We start from the raw sequence: 14,782 nt of genomic DNA, 5'->3' as shown, positions 1-14,782 counted from the left end.
AGCCCGCGGCCGAGGCCGCCCAGCTCGCGTGTTCTTCATCTTCCAGCAGCACCGGGGCTCAGCGAACTAGACATGGGCCGTCCAGAAGTTGGGCTCCCGCGCGTCTAGCGCACTAGATGACGACACGAACATACGTCGTCCTACATACGCCCTGTCAAGCGGCCGCGGGCTGATCATCCGGCGACGTGGCGTGGGTCACTTTCGCCGAGGTCCGCTAGCCGGGTAGATGCACTTCGTTGCACTGTGTGATGAAAGCCGTCTAGGCCGTTAGACGACGCAGGTGGTGGTCCGGCGGTCGACGGCGAGACCCAGCAGCAGACAGGAGCAGTGACGGTGATGGGTGAGGAGACCCCCACCAGCCGGCGAGACACCATGGGCGACCGCCTCGGCTTCTTGATCGAGACGATCCACCCGGCGAGCCGCGGGCCGTACACGTACCTGGAGATCGCCGAGGGCACCAGGCAGCTGCCCGGCCCCTCCGTCTCGCACGGCACGGTCCAGACCATCCGCCTGAACAACAATCCGAACCCCGGTATCGACTCCATCCGCGCGATCGCCAACTTCTTCGGCGTCACCGTCGGATACCTCGCCGACGGCGAGAACGCCGAAGCGATCGAGCAGCGGATCGAGGAGCGGATCGCTCGGCTTCGCGAGGAGATGGGCAAGGCCGCGGCCGCCGACGAGTTCGCGCAGGTCCTGGAGGACGAACAGGTCAAAGCGGCGGCCTTCCGCCTCAGCGGGCTGTCCGCCGGGTCGATGAGGTCCGTCACCGGCCTGATCAAGCAGCTCCGGAAGGCCGAGGGGCTTCCGGACGTGAAGCCGCGCCGTCGCCGTCGCACGGACTCGTGAAGCGGGAGCCGCGTGAGTGAGCTGGGGACCGTGCTCGTGAGGCGGGAACCGGTCACGCTACCCACGTGAACCGTAAGGTTTCGGCCTGTCGGGACGACTCTTCGGCTGCCCGTGGTACTTACGGCTACCCTCGACGCGATCAGGCGTACGAAACGGGCGTACCCCACGGGCGTACCCCACGGACGAACGGGCGGACGGCACGGAGTGGTCGAGCTTCACGCCGGGAAGAGCCGAAGGGCGGCGAAGGCGACCATGCGGTGGTGGAAGCGCACTGATGCGGAGTGCGCCGCCGTCGCAGACCGACTCGTCATCCCCCAGCCGTTCGACCTCGAGGCCTTCTGCGAGGGCATAGCCGGGCAACGTGGCCGGCCGCTGATCCTGCTGCCTCTCGACGGTCCTCCCGACCCGGCCCTGCCGTGCGGGATCTGGCTCGGTCTGGAGGTCGCCGACCTCGTGTTCTACGACGCCGCCGCTGCCGAGATCCTCAAGGTGCAGATCGTCCTCCACGAGATCTCCCACATGCTGCTCGGGCACGTCGCCCCCGAGTTGGAGACATCGGAGCGGTCGTCGGAGCAGGAGATCGCCCGCGCCTCCGAGCACTTCCAGCGCCTGCTGACGCGTACGCAGACGGCCGTCTCCGGCCTTGACCGCCCCGAGCTGCCCGTGGCGTCGATCATCCGCGCCGAGGCGGCCCGGATCAGGAGCGTGGCCCGCACGACCGAATCGCTCGACGAGGAGCTCGGTCTCGACATCGACCGCCTCGCGCACCTCATGGGGCGGAGCAAGTTCGCGAGCCCGCAGGAACGACAGGCGGAAACCCTGGCCACCCTCATCCACGAGCGGGCCGGCCGCTACACGACGCAGTCGGTCTCCAGCGAGGCCGAGGACCGTCTCGCACGCCTGCATGACGCCCTCGGGCACCCTGTTCGAAACACATGGTCGTGAAGTGAAACACGTTGAGATCGCAGTATTGATCATGCTCTGGGCGGTGACGGTATGGCGGGGCCCCTCGGCCGTCCGAACCGTCAAACAGCGTGCCCTGTGGACCGCGTTCGCCGCCTTGACCCTCTCCATGACGCTCCGTCTCCCCGGGGTGATGCACGCCCTGGACGAATGGGCGGGCGTCAACAACCTGTCCACCCTCGTCAAGCACTGCCTCGGCGTGATCGCGGCCGGTGCGGTCGTCGACTTCGTCGTCGCCATCGCCCGACCGGAGACGGGCCGTCGGCTGCGAGCCCGCCACTACGTCGCCCTCACGGCCATGGCCGTCATGGCGGTGCTCTTCGTCTTCTTCGTCCCGCGGCCCCACGAAGTGACCGACTTCTCCAAGGAGAACGCGGGCAACGGCTGGGCCACCGCCTACTACCTCGTCTTCGTCGTCTACCTCGGCATCGCCATGGCCATCGCCACCCGGCTCTTCTGGGGCAGCGCGCGGCACGCCAGCGCCCGGTGGCTCCGGACGGGCGTACGCCTCATGGGCATCGGAACCGCCGTCGGCGTCCTCTACACGCTGGTGCGCTTCGGGTACATGACCACGCGCCTCACGGGCCTCACGGACGGCACCAGCGACATCGCCGTCGACGACACCACCGACGCCCTGAAGTACCTGGCGATCGGCTTCATCCTCGTCGGAAGCAGCATCCCGGCGTTCGGCGTGGCCTGGCGCACCGTCCAGGACGGCCGGCGCCACCGGCAGCTCCAGCCGCTCTGGCAGGACCTGACCGCCGTCACCCCCGACATCGTCCTCAGGACCGGACTTCTTCGCAGCCCGCGCCTGCGGCTGTACCGGAGGGTGATCGAGATCCGCGACGCCTCCCTCGCCCTCGACGCCTACGCCGGCGACGACATCCGCGTACGCGCGCGGAGCGCCGCGCTGCGGGCGGGCTTCGACCCGGCGACGAGCCCGGCGGCCGAAGCCCTCTGGACGCGGGCGGCGCGCGAGGGCAAGGCCCGCGGCGCCCTGCCCGTCGCGGGCACGCAGGAGCAGCCGGCCGCCGAAGGCATGGACGGCCTCGACTTCACCACCGAAGTCGACAAGCTCGTCCAGTTCGCCCGGATCTACCACTCCCCCGTGGCCGACGAGTTCCTCACCTCAACCAGCCAGGAGGCCACGGCGTGACGACCACGCTCACCCGACCCGACGAGTCCCGGGCCGCACGCCTGATCACCGACGGGCTCGATCCCAAGACCTGGATCATCGCGGACACCGTCCTCATAGGCTGGCACGCCGGACGCTTCTCCGGCATCGGATGGGGCCTCCTCGGCTGCCTGTTCGCCGCGGTCGTTCCACTGGCCTTCATCAAGTACGGGATCCGCCAAGGACGTTGGGCCGACCGGCACGTCGGCCAGAGGCAGCAGCGCATCGTCGTGATGATCTTCATCATCTTCTCGGTCGCCACCGGCATCCTGCTGTTGTGGGCCTTCGGCGCCCCGCAGAGCATGATCGCGCTGATCGCGGCCATGCTGGCCACCCTCGCCGCCCTCCTCGCCGTGACCCCTGCCTGGAAGATCAGCGTGCACGCGGCCGTGTCCTCCGGAAGCATCGCCATGCTCGCCCTGGCCTACGGGCCGTGGGTGCTCCTCGCCTATCCGCTGGTCGCCGTCGTCGCCTGGTCCCGGGTGGCGCTGAGGGACCACACGCCCGCCCAGGTCCTCGTCGGCGCCGCCGTCGGCGGAGCCGTCGCCGCCGGTACCTTCGCCCTGGTCAGGTAGCTCCGAAAGGCGCGACGGCTCCGGCCGGCCCGCCCGGTGCGCGGTGCGCCGTGCGCGGTGCGCCGTGCGCCGTGCGCGGTCGAGGGCCGGCGGGACCGGTCAGCGGGTGCGGGCCACCCTCCGTTCGTCCCAGACCGGCTCGGACGTCTCCCGGACGACCCCGTCCGAGCCGAAGACCAGGTACCGGTCGAAGGACTGGGCGAACCAGCGGTCGTGCGTGACGGCCAGCACCGTGCCCTCGTACGCCTCCAACCCCTCCTGCAGGGCCTGCGCCGACTCCAGGTCGAGGTTGTCCGTCGGCTCGTCCAGCACCAGCATCGTGGTGCCGGCCAGCTCCAGCAGGAGGATCTGGAAGCGGGCCTGCTGGCCGCCCGAGAGCTTGCCGAACGGCTGGTCGCCCTGGCGTTCCAGCTCGTACCGCCGCAGGACCGACATCGCCCCGCCCCGGTCCTCGGCGTGTTCCGTCCACAGGATGTCGACGAGCGTGCGGCCCAGCAGCTCCGGGTGGGTGTGCGTCTGCGCGAAGTGGCCCGGTACGACCCGCGCGCCCAGTTTCCAGGCGCCCGTGTGCGCGACCGACGGGTCCCCCGCGAGAAGCCGCAGGAAGTGCGACTTCCCGGAGCCGTTCGAGCCGAGGACCGCGACCCGCTCCCCGTAGAACACCTCCAGGTCGAACGGCCGCATCAGGCCGGTCAGTTCGAGGCCCTCGACGGTCGCGGCCCGCACACCGGTACGGCCGCCGCGCAGCCGCATCCGGATCTCCTGCTCGCGCGGCGGCCGCGGTGGCCGGCCCGCTTCCTCGAACTTCCGCAGCCGGGTCTGCGCCGCCTGGTAGCGCGAGGCCATGACGTCGCTGCGGGCGGCGTACTGCTGCATGTCCTGGACGAGCCGCTTCAACTGCGCGTGCTTCTCGTCCCAGCGCCGCATGAGCTCCTCGAACCGCGCGAACCGCTCCCGGCGCGCCTCGTGGAAGGTGGCGAAGCCGCCGCCGTGCACCCACACCTCGGATCCGTCCGGGCTCGGCTCGACGGCCACGATCTTCTCCGCGGTACGGGCGAGCAGTTCGCGGTCGTGCGAGATGAACAGCACGGTCTTGCGGGTCTCGGCCAGCTGCGCCTCCAGCCACCGTTTGCCCGGAACGTCCAGGTAGTTGTCCGGCTCGTCGAGCAGCAGGACCTCGTCGGGGCCGCGCAGCAGCGCCTCGAGCACCAGCCGCTTCTGCTCGCCGCCGCTGAGCGTCCGCAGGCCGCGCCACTGGGCCTGCTCGTACGGGATTCCGAGCGCGGCGGTGGTGCACATGTCCCAGACCGTCTCGGCCTCGTACCCGCGCGCCTCGGCCCAGTCGCTCAGCGCCTGCGCGTACGCCATCTGCGCGGCCTCGTCGTCGGCCGTCATGATCAGGCGCTCCGCCGCGTCGACCGCCCCGGCGGCTTCCCGGATCCGCGGCTGTGCGACGGAGACCAGCAGGTCCCGTACGGTCCGCTCGTCCCGCACGGACCCGATGAACTGCGGCATCACGCCCACACCGCCGCCGGTCGTCACGGTGCCGGCGTGCGCCTTGAGTTCGCCGGAGATCAGGCGCAACAGCGTTGTCTTCCCAGCCCCGTTCGCGCCGACTAGGGCGACGACCGCGCCCTCGCCCACCCGGAATGACGCGTCCCCGAGCAGGACCCTGCCGTCCGGTAGGCAGTACTCCAGATGTGCGGCTTCCACGTGTCCCATGCGGCGCCATCCTGCTTCCCGGCGCCGCGATCGGCAACGCAATTAGGGGTGTCGCCGGACCGGCCTCCTGAACGGTCAGATGGGGTCCACGTCCAGGAAGGCGGCGAGGGCCGGTCCCGTGGCGCCCGGGGAGCCCGGGGAGCCGGGGAGGGCCTGTTCCGCCCAGATGACCTTGCCCTCGGGGGTGTACCGGGTGCCCCAGTGCTCGCTGAGCTGGGCCACGAGGAACAGTCCGCGCCCTCCCTCGTCGGTGGTGGCGGCGTACCGCAGGTGCGGGGCGGTGCTGCTGCCGTCCCACACCTCGCAGGTCAGCCCCCGGTCGTGCAGCAGCCGTACCCGCACCGGGGCCCTGCCGTGGCGCAGGGCATTGGTGACGAGCTCGCTGAGGATCAGTTCCGTGGCGAAGGCGAGTTCCGTCAGGCCCCACTCGTCGAGCTTCTTCGCGGCGGCGTTCCGCGTGGCGCCGACCGCGCTCGGTTCGAACGGAACGTCCCACTGCGCGACGCGGTCCGGGCCGAGGGTCCGCGTGCGGGCGATGAGCAGGGCCACGTCGTCGCTCGGCCGCTCGGGCAGCAGGATCTCGAGGACCGCCCGGCAGCTCTCCTGCGGGTCGCGCTCGGGGTGGCTCAGCGCGGTGCGCAGCAGTTCCAGGCCCTCGCCGATGTCGCGGGTCCGCTCCTCGACCAGGCCGTCCGTGTACAGGACGAGCTGGCTGCCTTCCGCCAGGTACAGCTCCGCCGTCTCGAACGGCATGCCTCCGAGCCCCAGCGGGGGCCCGGCGGGCAGGTCCACGATCTCGGCGGTGCCGTCGGGGGCGACCACGAGGGGCGGCAGGTGGCCCGCCCGCGCCATGGTGCAGCGTTGCGACACCGGGTCGTAGACGGCGTACAGGCAGGTGGCGCCGAGGACGCCGCCGCCGGTGTCGTCACCGTCCCCGTCGTGGTCGATGCGCTGTACGAGATCGTCCAGGCGGGCGAGGATCTCGTCGGGGGGCAGGTCGAGGGAGGCGAAGTTGTGCACCGCCGTGCGCAGCCGGCCCATGGTGGCCGCGGCGTGCAGGCCGTGCCCGACGACGTCCCCGACGACCAGCGCGACCCGGCTGCCGGCCAGCGGGATCACGTCGAACCAGTCCCCGCCGACCCCGGACTGGGCGGGCAGGTAGAAGTGCGCCACGTCCACGGCGCTCTGCTCGGGCAGGGCGCGCGGCAGCAGGCTGCGCTGGAGCGTTTCGGCGAGGGCGTGCTCGCGGGTGTAGCGGCGGGCGTTGTCCATGCTGATCGCCGCGCGGGCGACGAGTTCCTCGGCCAGCGACAGCTCGTCCTCGTCGAAGGGCTCGGGCTTCTCCGACCGCCAGAAGTTGACCACCCCGAGGACGACGCCCCGGGCCGTGAGCGGGGCCGCGATCAGCGAGTGGATGCCGTAGTCGACGATGGCCCGGGCCCGGGGCGGGTCCTGGGCCTGCCAGCCCGGCGCGTCCACGAGGTAGGGAACCAGCTCCGCCTGGCCGGTGCCGAAACCGCGCGCCTGGGGGGTGGACGGCAGGAAGTCGATCAGCCGGCCGCGGGGGTACAGGGGGTGGTCGTCGCGGATGCCGCTGACCGCCGTACGCCGCATGTCGGCGCCCGGGGCGGGCTCGTCCCCGTCGAGCACCTGGTCGGCGAGGTCGACCGTGACGAAGTCCGCGAACCGGGGTACGGCCACGGCGGCGAGCTCCTCGGCCGTGCGGACCACGTCGAGGCTGGTGCCGATGTCGCCGCCGGCGTCGTACAGGAGCTTGAGCCGCTTGCGGGCCGTCTCGGCCCGGCTGGTCAGGACCTGCATCTCGGTGGAGTCGCGGATGGTGACGGCGGTGCCCTCCGGGCGGCCGCGGGGGTGGGTGAGCCGCTGGTTGACGACGAGCAGCCGGTCCCCGGTCTCCAGGACCTCGTCGGTGGCGACCCGGCCGGACAGCAGCAGGTCGGCCATCCGGCGGTCGAGGCCCGGCACGTTCCCGATGTAGCGGCCCTCGGCGTCCTCCGGCAGGCCGAGGAGCCGTTTGGCCTCGTCGTTCGCCAGCAGCAGCCGTCCGTCACCGTCGGTGATCAGCACCCCTTCGCGGACGGCGTGGAGCACCGCGTCGTGGTGCTCGTACATGCGGGTCATCTCCTGCGTGCCGAGCCCGTGGGTCTGGCGGCGCAGGCGTCGGCTGATGAGCGCGGTGCCGCCGGTGGCCAGGGCGAGGCCGGTCGCGATGGCCAGGAGGATGACGGGGAGCTGGCGGTCGACGACCCCGGTCACGTTCTTCACGGTCAGTCCGGCCGATACCAGTCCGATGACGCGGCCGGCGGAGTCGGTGACCGGCACGACCGCCTGGATCTCCTTGCCGAGGGGGCCCTGCACGCTTTCGGTGTGGACCTGTCCCGCGAGGGAGGGCTCGATGGTGCCGACGAACCGTTTCCCGATGCGGTCCGGCTGGGGATGGGTGTAGCGGATGCCGTTGGTGTCCATCACCACGATGAAGTCGACCCCGGCGGCCTTGCGCGTTTCCTCGGTCACGGGCTGCAGGATGGCGGAGGGGTCGGACGTCTTCAGTGTGGCCGGCAGGCCGATGGAGTGGGCGAAGGTTTCCGCGACGGAGACCGACCGGTTGCGGGCCTCGCGGTCGATGTCGTGTCGCGACTGCAGCACCAGGGCCAGGAGGGCACCGGCGGCGAGCAACACCACGATCGCCACCTGGAGGACGAACACCTGGCCGGCGACGCTTCTGAACCTGATGCCTAGGGGTGACCGCACCGACGTGCCCGGCACGGGAGGCGAGGAAGGGTCACGATCCCAGTTGTAGCACTTCCGGGCGCCCGCGGCCCCCGGCACGCACAATTCACCCCCTGGCGGTTACCCGCCGTCCCCCTGCCGGCCGCCGCCACGCCGCACGAAGGCCGTGGTCATGCGGTACGGGGCTGTGGTCGTCCGGTACGGGGCCTATGAGGTGCGGTACGACGGCCGGGTCAGGCGGTACGGGGCCTGTGCGGTACGGAAGCCGGGTCAGGCGGTACGGGCCTGCCGTCACGCGGTACCGGGGCCACCGGCCGCCAGCGCGGTGCCGGGCTGCGCCTGCGGGGACTCCGGGGCCGTGGGGGCCTGCGGAGCCTGCTGGGGGGCCTGGGGGCTCTGCGGGGCTGCGGGCGTCTGCGGGGTTGCGGGCGTCTGCGGGGCCTGGGGGGCTGCGGGGGCCTGCGGGGTCTCCGTGGCCGGCGGGGTGCAGGTGACCTCGTCGCGCGGCGTGTAGTGGGTCTTGAACTCCTCGCGCCCGACCTCCTTGCCGCCCTGTACGAACACGCGGCCGACGGACACGTCGAAGCCTTCGAGGGGGGTCTGCACCTCGCACGTCGGGCCGCTGCCCGTCCGCTTGCCGGGCGGCGTGACCTTGGTGCGCGGCCCCTTGGTCGCCCGTACCTCGTCGTACTTCTTCGTGCCCAGCATGCTGATGGTCAGGGACGTGTCGGTGGATTCGGCCTGGATGTAGAGGGGGTGGCCGGTGTCGTTGATCCAGCGCAGGTCGAGGGTGCCCCAGGCGACCGTGGCCTCCCGGCCCTCGGGGTAGCGCTCGATGTAGAAGGAGTGGGCGCCGTGCTCGACGGGCTTGACGCCCGCGAAGAACATGGCGTTGTACATGGTGGTCGCGACCGCCGAGACGCCGCCGCCGGGCGACTTCACGTACTGGCCGTCGTTGATCATGATGCCGTCGACGAAGCCGTTCTCCGGGGTGCGCTCCCCTACCGTCCGGTTGAAGCTCCACTCCTTGCCCGGCATGACCACGGAACCGTTGATGAGTTCCACGGCGCGGCCGATGTTGGTGGTGCGGTACGGGGCGGCCGGGAAGGACACGGTGAAGGAGGAGACCTTCTCCTTGATGCCGAGGCGCTTCGCGTCGGCGGCCGTGAGGTCCGGTTCGACCGCCACGGTGGCGACCTCGGCGCTGCGGGCGGCTCCCGCGCGGGTCAGCAGCGGCATGACGGCCTGGCCGAGCGCCGCGTCCGTGACCTTGCGGCCCGTACGGCCCTGGTCCTCGACGATCACGCGGCCGTCGGCGTCAAGGCCGAGGTCCGCGTCGCGCGGGACCCCGGTGGCCTCCTTGACGGGGCGGGCGACGGCGGCGTCGGCGAGGAGTCCCTTGGCGTCGAGGTCGGCCACGAGGCGCCCCTGGCCGTCGGCCTTCATCGCGAGGTGCTCGCCCAGGACGGCGGGGGTTATGGACACGCGCTTGCCCGCGACGCCGAGGGTGACCGGTCCCGACATGGCCGGCTGCGCGAACTGCCGCATGGCCCGGCCCGTCTCCTCGGCTCCTATGCGCGGCCGGGTGCTCTCGACCGGCAGCACGACGGGGCCGCTGCCCGGCTTCAGGTACGCCTCGCGGAGGGTGTCGTAGGCGCGGTCCTCGATCAGGCTGACTCCCTGCTGCGGGGTGACGGCCTTCGCCGCGCCCTTCTCGAACGCGATCACCCCGTCCCGGACCTGCTGCCTGGTGGTGTCGGCGAGGCGGTCGACGGCGGCCCGGCCGGTCCGCTCGTCCGCGCGGATCACGGGCTCGACGTCCCGGTCGCCGGAGGCGAAGAGGCTGCCGATGACGGTGACGGGGCCGTGTCCACCCGGAGCGGCCCGGCCGACGGTCGCGTCGACGTCGAAGGACAGCCCGTACGCCGCCGGATCGGCCTCCTCGGTGCGGTCGCCTATCGTCATCGCGACAGGCGCGGCGGCGGCCGGCCCGAGCTCCCGCTCCAGGGCCCGCCGGGCTTCCGCCCGGTCCATGCCGCCGATGTCCACGCCCAGGACCCGCGTGCCCGGGTCGACGTCGCCGCCGGCCACGAGGCCGGTGACGTAGAGGCCGCCCAGTCCGAGTACGACGGCTCCGCCTGCCACCGGCAGGGCGATCCGCCAGTTACCGGTCCAGCTGCCCGCGCGTCCCATGTCACTCCCTGTGGCGCCGGCCGGTCGACGGCCGGTCGACGGATGGCGCAGGCCTTAGAAACGGCCCATATACGACAATTCCGAAAGTAATTGTCCCCTCCAGGGAATAGCTTTGGGAATGAATGTGCGGATTGTCACGAAGCGGGCGTGCCGGATTGCGGAGCCGCCGCTCCTCGGCGGGCGCCGTCCCTCGGCGGGCGCCGCCGCCCTCCTCCGGTGCCGCCGGAGGCGGACCCGGGTCAGCGCAGGCGCGCCGGGGAGGCGGCGCCGGGGGCCAGGAGGCGCGGGGCGCCACTGCCGTCGGCCGGGACGGTCCACAGGTCCGTGCTGTCGACGGCGCCGTCGGAGGGCAGGGCGTAGGCGAGGGTGCGGTCGTCGAGCCAGACGGCCTGGTCGTCCACACTGCGCTTCTCCGCGAGCGGCACCTCGCGCAGGGTGCTCAGGTCCAGGACGTGCTCGCGCCACAGCGAGGCGCCGCGCGTCACGCGCTTCTTGTACGCGACGCGGGTCTCGTCCGGGGACAGCGAGGGGCATTCGACGTTCTGCGCGAGCGTGGTGACCGCGCGCCGGGACACCGAGCCCCGGACCAGGTGGGTCTGGCCGGCGGTGCCGAGGGTCGCGTAAAAGGTGTCGTCGTCCTTGGCGAAGGTCACGCCCCAGAAGTTGACGTCGGCGGCGCTGTAGGGCCGGCCGTCCAGGGAGATGGCGAACTTCTCCAGGTCGGGTTCGAGGACCCAGGTACGGGTGTCCACGATCGAGGTACGGGTGGAGAAGAACGCGGCGCCGTACGACTCGCCGGAGACGAACACCGTCCAGGCCGCGAACCGGCCGCTCGGGGACACGCGGGCCCGGCTGGGGGTGCCGGCGAGGGGGAAGTCGCGCAGCGTGCGCAGCTCGGCGTCGACGATGACGGCCCGGTTCTCCTGGGCGAGCGCGCCCGGGGTGGAGCTGAGGCAGACCCCGGTGCCCGCGGCGGCGTGGAAGCGTTGGCAGGTGAGCCCGGAGGCGGTACGAGCGGCCTGCGGGGCGTCGGCCGGAACCGACGCGAGGGCTCCGCGGTGCGGGCCCTGGGCGGTGTTGAGGAAGGCCAGCCGGTCCCGCTGGGTCAGCGTGACCTCACCCGCGGCGATCGTGGGGCCGCCCTCCCGGGGCTGATCGGCGCGGGCGGCGGCGCGCAGCACCAGCGCGACGGCGACACCGCCGAGGAGCAGTACCGCCAGGGCGAGCATGAGCAGGCGGCGGGAGAGGGTCATCGGGTTCCTCGCGGGCGTCGGGTCGGGTCCGCGGGGGCGCGGTCGTGGCGGGTCCGGTCGCCGGGGTCCCGGTCGTCCGGGACGGGCACGGGTTCGGGTTCGGGTACGGGTACGGGTACGGGTACGGGTGCCCGGGCGGGCCCCGGAGGCGCGGCGCCCGCACCGGGAGGCGTACCGTCCCGGGCACCGGCCGCGGGCGGGCCGCCGGGGCCCGGGGCCGCGCCGTCCGGGGCGGTGCCGTCCGGAGCCGTGCCACCCGGGGCGCCGGGGCGCAGTACGCAGGCGGCGACGGCCCCGCAGCAGAGCAGGCCGGCCGCGGCTGCGGCCAGCGCCGGGCCGGGCCCCCACAGGGTCCACGCGCCGCCGAAGGCCAGCGAGCAGCCGAACCGGGCCAGCGCCTGGCCGGTGCCGACCAGGGCCATGCCGGTGGCTCGCAGGCGCGCGGGGACGGTGGCGCCGACGGCGGCCGGCAGCACGCCGTCGGTGGCGGCGTAGAACATGCCGTGCAGCGCCAGCACCAGGTACGGAAGGGCCGGCCAGTCGGGCGCCCACAGCAGCAGTCCGTACCCGGCCAGCAGGAGGGCGTGTCCGGTGAGGAACACGGTGCGCCGCCCGATCCGGTCGGCGAGGGCGCCGGCGGGTACGGCGAGCAGCAGGAACACGGCGGCGGTGCCCAGCGGCAGCAGCGGGAACCACTGCTCGCCGATGCCGACGCGGTCCTGGAGCAGCAGGTAGACGAAGGCGTCGCTGACGGTGGTCAGGCCGAGCAGGGCGGCGCAGAGCGCCAGGGCACGCAGCCGGGGCAGCCGCAGCAGGGCCAGCGCCTCGCGCACGTTCGCGGCGGGCGGCCGCCCCCCGGGCACACCCGCGTCCGGAACCGCGGCCGGTACGGTGCCTGCGGCCGGCATGCCCGCAGGCGACCCGAAGCCTCCACTCGCCGGTCCCACGGCCGGGCCCCCGCCCGGCCGACCCGGAGCCAGTACGGGGCCTGCGGCCGGTGGGCCGTCAGCCGGTACGAGGCCCCCGGCGGCAGCGGGGCAGTCGGCCGGTACGGGGCTCCCCGCCTCGGCGGGGCCTCCGGCCGGCAGGACCGAAGCGGGAACGGGACCTGCGGCCGGTGCGGGGCCTCCGGCCGGTGCGGGGGCCTCGATCGGGGGGGTCCCGGGCTGTGCGTCCGCCGCGGGCGGTTTCGGGGTCGGCGGTCGCGCGGCGACGGCCCGTCCGGCGGGGGCGCCGCGCGGGGGCGGCGGGGCCGCGCCGGCACTGGCCGCGCCGGCCGCGCCCACGGCGGCGCTGCCGCCGGACGGTACGAACAGCACGAGCACCACCACGCCCAGTACGGCCACGCAGGCGCTCACCCCGAACACGGCGTCGTAGCCGCCGACCGCCGCGTTCAGGATGAAGAACGCGGCGAGGGGCCCCAGCAGCGCCCCGGTGGTGTCCATGGCCCGGTGGACGCCGAAGGCGCGGCCCTGTAACTCCGCCGGCGTGGACAGGGATATCAGCGCGTCGCGCGGCGCGGTGCGCAAACCCTTGCCGGTGCGCTCCAGCGCGAGGACCACGGCCACCGGCCCCAGGCTGTGCGCGAGCAGCAGCAGCGGCTTGCAGAGGGCGGACAGGCCGTACCCGATCCCGGCGATCAGCTTGTGGTTGCGGACCCGGTCCGCGAGGTGCCCTCCGGTCAGCTGCACCAAGGCGCTGACCCCGTTGTAGACGCCGTCGAGCGCGCCGAATCCGAGGGGGCTCAGTCCCAGTCCCGCGATCAGGTACAGGGGCAGGACCGCCGTGACCATCTCGGAGGAGATGTCGGTGATCAGACTGACCGTGCCCAGCGCGAGGACGGCCGGGGCCACGGCCCGGGCGCGGACGGGTCCCCGTCCCGGCGCGGGCTTCGCGCCGACGGGCACGGGCGCGGAGCGGTCCGCGAGGTACATGCTCTGGAGCTCCCGATGGCGACGGTCTCGGACACGCGCACTCGAACGTGCGAGTGGAACCATAGTGGTTGTACAGGGCAACAGAGGGGCGTACGAGGCCATTCGGCCGGACACCGGCCGGAGACCGTCCGAGCGGTGGCCGAGCGGTGGCCGGCCTCCGCGGCCCGGCCGTACGGCGCGGCCCCCTCAGCCCTGGCGGCTGCTCTCGTCCCGCAGCCAGGTGGAGAAGTCTCGGTTCCGGATGGCCTTGCGCGATCCCCTGCGGGCGGCGAGTGCCGCCACGACGAACACCACGACTCCGGGCAGCAGCCGCGGTTGGGTCCTCAGCAGGGCACGCAGGTCGGCCGTGCTGGTGCGCGCGGACGGCACGGACAGCGACTCCGGCCCACCCGGCCCATCCGGGACACCCGGGGCACCCGGCCCGCCGGCCGGCCGCGACGCCTGGTAGTGCTCCACCTCGGCGGACGAAGTCGCCGCGCGGATACGGCGCTTGACGAGGTCGGACCACGTGCGCGGCGGATGGACGACGACCCGGGCCGACTCCACCACCCGCCGCTCCCCCGGCCCGAAGGCGAGGGACGCGGCCAAGTCGTCGGCCATCAGCGGGGGCAGCGCCGCGATCCGTGCGTGCCCCGGCTCGGACACCGCGATGACCCCCCGCCCGAACAGTCCCTCGCGGACCGCCGGGAGCCGCTGCCACACCCGGTAGTACGCGCGCACCGGCCAGGCGCAGCCGGTCAGCGGTACCTCCCGGCCGGGGGCGGCGGCGAGCAGGTCCGGGCTTCCGGCGAGGGCGGCGGCCAACTCCCGTACATCGGCGGCCCCGACGACGACGTCGGCGTCCACATAGAGCCGGGGGAACCCCCGGGCGTGCTCGTCGCCGACCCGAAGTGCCGTGTGTTTGGAAGGGGTCGGGATCTCCACGACCCGTACGCGGGGTCCGCGCGCGCCCGCCACCCGGGCGGTGTCGTCCGTACAGCCGTTGCAGACGACGACTATGTCGGTTTCCTCTGCCGCGGAGGCCCGCGCCGACGGGTCCGCGGGGGCTTCCGTCAGGAGGGCGTCGAGGAGCCGGCCGATGACCCGGCCCTCGTTGTGGGCCGGGATCACGATGCTGGTCACCCGGGAAGTATGCACGCCCGAACACCCGCACCGAGCGTTTCCCTCAACTCCTCCCGGGCGTAGGCCTGGTGGTCTAGATTGAGCGAAGCCGACCGGATTCGGCGTGCTTCGGCGACGCCGGGAGCAATCCGGAACGGACGGACATGCAGGACGGTACGGGCGCGTCGCTTGGGGGGACAGGCGGCACGGCCGACGGGCGGATCGGCACGGGGTGCCGGACGGCCGGGGGGCGCGAGTACGCGGAAC

9 protein-coding genes and 2 pseudogenes are annotated in these 14,782 nt (G+C 73.1%); 4 read left to right on the top strand and 7 right to left on the bottom strand.

Features of this window, described 5'->3' with window-relative positions; genetic code table 11:
- The first annotated feature begins 336 nt into the window (after nt 1-336).
- The 4 genes from OTB16_RS12545 to OTB16_RS12530 all read left to right on the top strand — a co-directional run bounded on the left by OTB16_RS12545 (nt 337) and on the right by OTB16_RS12530 (nt 3,561).
- Nucleotides 337-849, top strand: a complete 513-nt coding sequence (locus OTB16_RS12545; protein WP_267720199.1) for an uS11 family ribosomal protein — start codon at nt 337-339, stop codon at nt 847-849.
- Nucleotides 850-1,053: 204 nt separating this feature from the next.
- Nucleotides 1,054-1,794, top strand: coding sequence for a hypothetical protein (locus tag OTB16_RS12540; protein ID WP_267720198.1), 741 nt, complete (start codon nt 1,054-1,056; stop codon nt 1,792-1,794).
- Nucleotides 1,754-2,968 (top strand): MAB_1171c family putative transporter, encoded by a 1,215-nt coding sequence (locus OTB16_RS12535; protein ID WP_324290285.1) that lies wholly within the window; start codon nt 1,754-1,756, stop codon nt 2,966-2,968. The genes OTB16_RS12540 and OTB16_RS12535 overlap by 41 nt, the downstream gene beginning before the upstream one ends.
- Nucleotides 2,965-3,561, top strand: a complete 597-nt coding sequence (locus tag OTB16_RS12530; protein WP_267720196.1) for a hypothetical protein — start codon at nt 2,965-2,967, stop codon at nt 3,559-3,561. Before OTB16_RS12535 ends, OTB16_RS12530 begins: the two co-directional genes overlap by 4 nt.
- A 99-nt stretch (nt 3,562-3,660) precedes the next feature.
- Here the strand turns inward: OTB16_RS12530 and OTB16_RS12525 are convergent, their stop codons facing one another.
- The 7 genes and pseudogenes from OTB16_RS12525 to OTB16_RS12500 form a co-directional block, all read right to left on the bottom strand.
- Nucleotides 3,661-5,283, bottom strand: a complete 1,623-nt coding sequence (locus OTB16_RS12525; RefSeq protein ID WP_267720195.1) for an ABC-F family ATP-binding cassette domain-containing protein — start codon at nt 5,281-5,283, stop codon at nt 3,661-3,663.
- Between the two features lie 75 nt (nt 5,284-5,358).
- The gene (locus OTB16_RS12520; protein WP_267720194.1) at nt 5,359-8,010 is read right to left on the bottom strand and encodes a SpoIIE family protein phosphatase; all 2,652 of its coding nucleotides are present in this window, start codon (nt 8,008-8,010) and stop codon (nt 5,359-5,361) included.
- A gap of 315 nt (nt 8,011-8,325) precedes the next feature.
- Entirely contained in the window at nt 8,326-10,227 is a 1,902-nt protein-coding gene (locus OTB16_RS12515; RefSeq protein WP_267720193.1) for a VanW family protein, read from the bottom strand.
- Between the two features lie 239 nt (nt 10,228-10,466).
- Nucleotides 10,467-11,480, bottom strand: a complete 1,014-nt coding sequence (locus OTB16_RS12510; RefSeq protein ID WP_267720192.1) for a TolB family protein — start codon at nt 11,478-11,480, stop codon at nt 10,467-10,469.
- A 260-nt stretch (nt 11,481-11,740) separates the two neighbouring features.
- Nucleotides 11,741-12,367: pseudogene (locus tag OTB16_RS39530) on the bottom strand (MFS transporter); the annotation flags it as partial.
- 399 nt (nt 12,368-12,766) lie between these two features.
- Nucleotides 12,767-13,414 (bottom strand): annotated as a pseudogene (locus OTB16_RS39525) (MFS transporter); the annotation flags it as partial.
- A gap of 186 nt (nt 13,415-13,600) precedes the next feature.
- Nucleotides 13,601-14,536 carry a glycosyltransferase family 2 protein gene (locus OTB16_RS12500; protein ID WP_267720188.1) on the bottom strand — a complete coding sequence of 312 codons (936 nt, stop codon included), beginning with the start codon at nt 14,534-14,536 and terminating at the stop codon, nt 13,601-13,603.
- Nucleotides 14,537-14,782: the final 246 nt, after the last annotated feature.

The organism is Streptomyces antarcticus, assembly GCF_026627255.1.
Classification (GTDB): Bacteria; Actinomycetota; Actinomycetes; order Streptomycetales; family Streptomycetaceae; genus Streptomyces; species Streptomyces antarcticus.
This window is presented reverse-complemented; position numbering and strand designations above follow the sequence as displayed.

Bases quoted from the DNA above. Each gene is read 5' to 3' on its own strand.
- OTB16_RS12510 (WP_267720192.1), bottom strand. From the start codon at position 11,480: ATGACCCTCTCCCGCCGCCTGCTCATGCTCGCCCTGGCGGTACTGCTC.
- OTB16_RS12535 (WP_324290285.1), top strand. From the start codon at position 1,754: ATGACGCCCTCGGGCACCCTGTTCGAAACACATGGTCGTGAAGTGAAA.
- OTB16_RS12525 (WP_267720195.1), bottom strand. From the start codon at position 5,283: ATGGGACACGTGGAAGCCGCACATCTGGAGTACTGCCTACCGGACGGC.
- OTB16_RS12545 (WP_267720199.1), top strand. From the start codon at position 337: ATGGGTGAGGAGACCCCCACCAGCCGGCGAGACACCATGGGCGACCGC.
- OTB16_RS12515 (WP_267720193.1), bottom strand. From the start codon at position 10,227: ATGGGACGCGCGGGCAGCTGGACCGGTAACTGGCGGATCGCCCTGCCG.